7 protein-coding genes are annotated in these 7,068 nt (G+C 45.1%); 4 read left to right on the top strand and 3 right to left on the bottom strand.

The features are described from left to right. Positions 1-17: 17 nt before the first annotated feature. From GC098_RS14120 to GC098_RS14130, 3 genes are all read right to left on the bottom strand, one after another. A complete protein-coding gene (locus GC098_RS14120) occupies positions 18-1,805 on the bottom strand; it encodes a family 43 glycosylhydrolase (RefSeq protein ID WP_171643783.1) in 1,788 nt (595 codons plus the stop codon). 172 nt (positions 1,806-1,977) lie between these two features. Further along, the gene (locus tag GC098_RS14125; RefSeq protein ID WP_171643784.1) at positions 1,978-2,817 is read right to left on the bottom strand and encodes an AraC family transcriptional regulator; all 840 of its coding nucleotides are present in this window, start codon (positions 2,815-2,817) and stop codon (positions 1,978-1,980) included. Positions 2,818-2,883: 66 nt separating this feature from the next. Further along, positions 2,884-3,027: a hypothetical protein gene (locus GC098_RS14130; RefSeq protein ID WP_216625273.1), complete on the bottom strand. Its 144-nt coding sequence runs from the start codon at positions 3,025-3,027 to the stop codon at positions 2,884-2,886. 413 nt (positions 3,028-3,440) lie between these two features. On the opposite strand from GC098_RS14130, the gene GC098_RS14135 reads away from it, so the two are divergent. The 4 genes from GC098_RS14135 (at position 3,441) to GC098_RS14150 (ending at position 6,869) form a co-directional block, all read left to right on the top strand. Then, the gene (locus GC098_RS14135; RefSeq protein ID WP_171643785.1) at positions 3,441-4,898 is read left to right on the top strand and encodes a DUF6892 domain-containing protein; all 1,458 of its coding nucleotides are present in this window, start codon (positions 3,441-3,443) and stop codon (positions 4,896-4,898) included. A gap of 432 nt (positions 4,899-5,330) precedes the next feature. Further along, positions 5,331-5,840, top strand: coding sequence for a MerR family transcriptional regulator (locus GC098_RS14140; protein ID WP_171643786.1), 510 nt, complete (start codon positions 5,331-5,333; stop codon positions 5,838-5,840). Next, positions 5,833-6,273, top strand: coding sequence for an SRPBCC family protein (locus GC098_RS14145; protein WP_171643787.1), 441 nt, complete (start codon positions 5,833-5,835; stop codon positions 6,271-6,273). The genes GC098_RS14140 and GC098_RS14145 overlap by 8 nt, the downstream gene beginning before the upstream one ends. A 122-nt stretch (positions 6,274-6,395) precedes the next feature. Continuing rightward, complete coding sequence (locus tag GC098_RS14150; RefSeq protein ID WP_171643788.1) at positions 6,396-6,869, top strand: SRPBCC family protein; 474 nt, start codon at positions 6,396-6,398, stop codon at positions 6,867-6,869. Positions 6,870-7,068: the final 199 nt, after the last annotated feature.

The raw sequence follows: 7,068 nt of genomic DNA on the forward strand, positions 1-7,068 counted from the left end.
TGATTCATGTCTTAATATTACTCACAACAAGGTGCAATGCATAGCCCCTCCCCATCCTCTTCGGCCCCCAGCAGGACAATTCCCACACGGGTCCGAAATGGAGCGGTTCGATCATTACCAAAAAATGTAGACATGAGTCTGCCGTCTTTATCGATAAACATCGTTCCGTGGCCTCCGTGAGGTACCGCCAACCGTCTTGGAGTATAAGGGCCGTACAAATCTTCAGCAACGGCATACATCAAATCATACGTTCCGTCCACGCGTTTATCCCCATTCCACTCCGCCGCACCAAGAATGTACTTCCCTTTGTACTTCACGATGAATGCACCCTCATAGCCAACGCGCTGTCCATCCGAGCACAGCAGCTTGCGGGGGTCCTCCGCAAAGCCTGTCATATCCTTCTTCATCTTGGCGATTTTACCATCCTGCCAAACAAAATACACTTGACCATCCTCATCCTGGTACAGGCTGGAGTCAATATCCGTATTCGTCATGCGACCCATATCGATATACGGTCCTTCTGCATGTCCAGATACACTTTTAATCAACCCGGTGCCTCCGCCTTTAAGCGAATAAGTGATCCAGAATGTTCCGTGCAAATAGATCATCTCCGGGGCCCAGAGACAAGGATTTTCATAAATGTTGTTCTCCCATGTCCCATTTTCGGATAAATCCCATACTTTGGCCACATGGTTCCATTCCTTCAGATCATTTGAGCTCCACAAGTGAAGTTGGTTATTCCGATCCCAAAAATTACGATGCGGCTTATCTGTTGTCCCCGTCAAATAATACGTCCCATCCGGTCCTTTGCTAATATGAGGATCCCGAATCAGGAAGTCCCCTACAGGTTTAAGACTTCCCACGGCTCCCTTCTCCAGCACCGTTCCCTCTATCGGCCTTATGAATCCCGGGCCTGCAATGGACATGGGAACAACAGAAGGGTAATGCTCAACCGGCGAATAGCTGCCGCAGCCTGCAAAGGACGCATACAGCTGATTGTCCGGTCCATCAAATAAAGTGACTTGTCCGCCATGGGGAAGTGCCAAATACCGCCGGCTGTAGGGACCATAGATCGATTGGCTCACCGCTACAAAGGTATCTACAGCATCGCTGCCCATCCTCTCAAACGCATCTGCACAGAACATATAGTAGTACCCAGCCCGTTTATATAAAAAAGCCCCGTAACTTCCTACCTGAAGGTTCCGTAAGTACGATGGATGATCCTCCCGCCCCGCGACCTTCCAAGGCTGCACTTCTACCATCCGGGGAAGTTCCTCAAGACCGGTCATGTCCTCTTTCATTTTGGCAATTTTGCCATTGCTGTAAATCCAATAAACAACTCCGTCTTCATCCTCAAATAAAGAGGCATCCTGCCCGTCATCTGTTATCTTCCCCATATCCTGGTAAGGACCCATGACGGAGGCGGACAAGCTTTTGAGCAAACCAGTGCTGCCTTGTTTCAACCCATATGTGATCCAGAACGTTCCCTTTACATAGTGGATTTCCGGTGCACAAATACCAGAGGAGCCCTCACTCTCCTTTTGCCACGTTCCCTCTTGCTCTAAGCTCCATACGGCGGCTGGCCCCGTCCATGATTTTAAGTCTGTGGACGTCCATACCTGCAAGCTTGAGCCCTCTGTCGCTCCGGTCATATAGTACATATGATCCGGCCCTGTGCAAATACTGGCATCTTTTAGGGAGACATCCAAAATTCGTTCTATCATTACTGCAGATTCAGAATAGCCTGTACAGGCGGACCATTCCGTTTCAGGATGAGGTGGCTGTTTAATAAAATCACTGTGCATTGTATTTTTCCCTTCATAAAATAATCTGAATTAAGTATACCGTGGTCTGCACAATTTTTTAATAGAATAAGCGGATCATCGGGTGAGGATTATGGACGCCCATTACTGTTCCATAAAACAAAAAACATGCCGTGAAGAATCATTCGCAATTCCTGAACAATTCGCGGCATGTCTATTGAATTTTAATAAATTGCTTTCGAAAGGCGCTTGGTCTAACTCCGGTTTTGCTTTGGAACAGGTTCGAAAAATAATGCGGATCGACATATCCAAGCTTATAACCAATATCGCTTATGGTCAGATGTGTGTCGAGCAGCATCAGTTTAGCGGATTCTATCTTTTTGGAGATGACATAGTTATAGATGGTAGTTCCTATTTCTCTTTTAAACAAGCGATTTATCTGCTTATTGGAAATGCCCATTTGTGAAGAGAGCTGCTTCGGGTCGAAAGGATGAAGGATACTGTTATCCAAAAATTGCTTTATCGCTTGAACCGTTGATGTTAACGCTTCCCCTCTTTTACGTAAAGTTTCAGAGAGGCTGACAATGATTCGCATAAGGATGATCTGCAGCTCACTTTGCATTTCTTCTACTGATTTTTGTTTAGCGCTTTCAATAGCCTCTTTAAACAAGTATTCCAATCCGCTTCTGGACGTCACGACATGTGAAAGCAGTTGGTAGGCTTCAAGCATCTTCAGAATCCAGCTTCCGCTAATGTTTAGCCATATATAACTCCATTGCTCCTTGTGGTCTAGGTCTGAGGCAACTTCATGGTAATAGCCTGCAGGTAGGATGAACATGTCTCCCTGACGAGCCATATAGGCTTGGGGACCGACCTGAACACTGCCTTGCCCTGATAGTACAAAACCGAAAACGGTAATTTGTGCAATCTTTCGAATATTGTGGTAATCCGTATCACAGTAATTAACCCCTAAGAACTGGACGCTCAGAGGAGGAGGCTCTCCTAACGGAGGCAGGTGATATACAGGCCCGTGCTTACCGAGTTTATTTAGCATCGTCATTGAACCTCTCTTAACAACTTGGTTCCTAGTTCCCCAGACTATATTTTAGCACAATTTCAACTATTGAGACATGGAGTGAGATGGAAGAAAGAGCATAAGGGTCGCCGTCATAACGAAATACCCATTAATTTCAAAGTAGTCCGTCAGCAGTTTTCGAAGATCGGCTTCATCATCTATGATCAGTATCCAAAAATCGTTTGGCATCCCAAGCGGTAATAACGGAGCCTACTCCGATTACTTTGCGGGGCCCCCGATGAGGCTCTTCCCAAAATCGTAAAAGAAAAAAGCAAACCTGCAGGTAACTTTTTCTTTTACGGGGCTTAGAGGGATCGAGCCCCTAACCTCATCGCTGCCAGCGATGCGCTCTCCCAACTGAGTTACACCTCTTCTTTTCCACTATACCTGCCCGTGAGTTCAGAAAACGGCAGCCATGAATTGGGGTGGGACTGTCGTTTTTGTTATTTGCTGCTACAAAGTATACGTTAGACAAGGAAAAGAGGCAGAATCTCAGAAACCGTGTGCGGTTAACTTGCAAGATGCTGAGAATAAGTGGAAAATAAGAAGTGAACATTCTAGCGGAAATTCTATGATCGGACAACGAGGAGAGAGCGAGTCTGATGAAAACTTTACATGAATGGTTATCGTTGCAGACGGATGCGAATGCTTCCATGACAGCTAAGAGATTATTGGCTGTAATTAAAGAAAGACGAATATCGGTGGAGGAGCAGTTTGTTCTCATCGAATCTTCCTTCCACTTTGTGATGAAACTGGATCAGGATGATCAACGTTTCAAATCAGCCAGGAACCAGATAATCGAAGCCTGGACCCTCTTTTGCAATCAAGCTGATGATCAATTGATGTGGTATTACGATAGCATGCTGAGTATGTTTGAGTTTGCTCTTATAGATAATACGTATGCTGCGGGCAATGTCTTGCATCTTTCCAACGCATTTGTTGAAACGGAAATCGCTGATAATCGCAAAGCCTTAAGAAGCAATCATGCACGGGTATTAAAGTTGATTGATGCCTATATCGACCACGCCGTGCGTAAGGAAGGTACAGATAACGAACATTGGGGGGGAATTGCCGCTGATCTGACCCACCTCTATTTTTATCATACCCATTACGAAGGCGATGATGATTTACGGCAAGCTGTCTCGATGTTCATTCCTAAGCTAGTTACGACTTGCTATGTTAGCTGCAATAATATTACAGGAGCACTTCTTAAACATCACCCTCATTTTGGGAGTGAAGCAGCGAATCTAATTCATTATTTCGTCACGCTAACTGCACCTAATAACGAGGATGATTACGGATCATTCTTCTATGATATTGCCTACGATTTTCTAGGGGACAGCGACTTCTCTTTGCTAAAGCAAAAAAGAACGATAACAATCTTGCCCTATCTCGAGACTTATTTGATACAATGGACGGATGTACAATTTGATTTTTTTACGCAAAATTTTGTTTTTTATTCTTTGCAGGAAAATGGAATAAAGTTAGTGGCCAAATCGAAAGATCGACAGAAGGTACTGCAAATGCTTATAGCTACAAATCGTTCAACACCTATGTATGATAAAATTGTGCAGCTATTCGATGACGCGTTAGCACTAAAGTCAAAAACGACAAAGAAACAATCCTCTTCTACTACGTCATCCACAGAGGGGATTTCATTCAAAGATTTTAATTTTAAATTAGTCGTTATCGAAGAGTTGATGTACAGACAAAATATCCTTGAGCCTGCTTTTGATCTATACGCATTTGTTGCCGATTATTTGGAAAGAGATATCAATATCGAGGATGAAGGATATGAGATCATTCCTGAAGCCAAAACGTATTTCGAAGAGCTTGTCCTGACTTCGGACCATCTGGCGCATGTAAAAGAGCTGATTTTTGACGGAGGATTACAGATCTATACACAAATCGTCCCCTTCTGGGCTGGTGAAGACGAACTATTTGATGTTCACTCGTTGGAAGATGCCTCTCATTTGCCAAATCTAACGACTCTCTCTGTTACGAGCATGCTTATGGTAGATACATCAGAACTGGAACAGAGAGGTATAGTCATTGATTAAATAGAAAAAGTCCAAAATCATCTCAATTCCTTAAAAAATATCGAGCCTCGGACACAAGTTTTTCCGTAGTAATTTTGCTCAAAAGAGTATTAGACACTTAGAATCCGGTTACGATTGTAACCGGCTTTCTAATTTTGATTCCATTTCGTGATCCATCCCAGGCATCACTGATATATTGGTTCCTTCACTATTCATCTGTTGGAGGCGCCTTCAGTTTGCTAGATTATTTCTGCCTGCGTTTCCTTTACAGTAGTAATAACCTTCATTGCTTACCTCCATAAAGTACTTTCAGTTCCTCTTCCTTCATCGTAAAAAAATGTTTTTCTGTTAATGGAACATTCACTTTTTGTTAAAAAACTTGACCCTTACGTTACGTAACGGTATATAGTGAATATACCGGTAAACAGCTGGCGCCCGAGAAAGGGGATGATCATGCAACGAGAGTGGAAAGTCGGAGAACTTGCGAAATTAGCGGGACTAACGATTCGCACTTTACGATTTTACGATCAAATCGGTTTGTTTTCGCCATCCGGTCATTCTAATTCCGGATACAGGCTCTATACGGAAACAGACATTTCGCGTCTGCAGCAAATTCTGTCCTTGAAGGAGTTAGGGCTGTCTCTGGAGCAAATTAAAGCCGTTATGGCTGGTGATCAGCTCAGCCTGTTAGACACTGTATCCCTTCAAATAGCCCGACTGAAAGAAAACATTCGTATGCAACAGAAGCTTTTGCACGAGCTCGAGAATGTATCAAGCCGGATGCACAGAAACGAACCGTTGACAGTTGAAAATTTCACTAAGATCATGCGGACAATGAGGATGAATCATGAGAAGTACTTTGACGAGAGGAAGTCGAGCTGGAATCTCCACCTCGACCAACTCGGCGCATATTTAGACGAACATCCGGGAGAACCCGGCCAAGGAGGATTCGACCATGAATGAACCATCTGCCAAACATTCCACTTTCGTCATCGAAAAGAACTATAAGCATTCGACTGCCCGGGTATTCGCCGCTTGGGCGGGCCAGACCGCCAAAGCCGCCTGGTTCCCGAAAGCCAACGAGTTCGATTTCCGCGTAGGAGGACGAGAGTACAACCGTGGAGGTCCGCCGGGAGGCCCGGTCTTCACTTTCGACGCCTGCTATCAGGAGATCGTTCCGGACAGACGCATTGTCTACTCGTACACGCTGGACATGGAAGAAACGCGGTTATCCGTCTCCGTGACGACGGTGGAGTTCAAGCCAGAGGGCGGCGGCACACGGTTGGTCTACACAGAGCAGGGTGTTTTTCTGGACGGCCATGATACGCCCGAACAGCGGGAACACGGAACGAAACTATTCTTGGACAAGCTCGGCGACGTTCTGGACGGCCAATGAAAGTTGCGGAGAGATTGCAAATCGATTGGGGCTAAGCCAGCCGCAAGCTTCCAAACATCCTCGCTTACTTAGTGATATAGGTTTCAACAAGTCAAAGACAAATTCATTTTGGAGGGATGGACATGAACCAAAACAACGCAACAAACAAAATCGCAACGCAAGTAGGTGAATGCGAGATTGTGATCACCCGCGTATTTGATACTCCACGCGATTTTGTGTTTGATGCTTGGACGAAAGAGGAGCACCTGTCGAAGTGGTGGGGACCTCGAGGTTTTACGACGACTTTTCAGAAGTTTGATATGAAACCCGGCGGTACATGGCAGTTTATCATGCATGGTCCTGATGGCGTTGATTATCCCAACACCAACGTCTTTATCGAGGTCGTTAAACCCGAGCGAATCGTCATCAAACATGCTGTGTTTCCCCATTTTCTGGCGACAGCAATCTTTGAGGATTTGGATGGTAAGACCAAACTCACTTATAGCACAGTATTTGAAGAAAATGCTGCTGTATTCGATAAGGTGAAAACATATGCCGTCCCAGGTGCCGAACAGACCATGGATCGTCTTGAGGAGCATCTGGCAAGTATGTCTTAAAAGTAAGAGTCCAGCCTCGTATTGATGCCCCCGGTAACAGCTCGCTATTTATTTCGCGAGGATGAAATCGTATCGTTTTGAGGGTTCCGTAAAACCTGGCAAAATGCCAGGTTTTACGGAACTTGTTTCGTTTGGTGGTGGCCGGATTCACCATGACAACGCTCTTGCCCTGGCCCGCAAGCCAATTGGCCAAGTTATA

Origin of the sequence: Paenibacillus phytorum, from assembly GCF_013141715.1 — a bacterium.
In the GTDB taxonomy this organism is placed as follows: Bacteria; Bacillota; Bacilli; order Paenibacillales; family NBRC-103111; genus Paenibacillus_E; species Paenibacillus_E phytorum.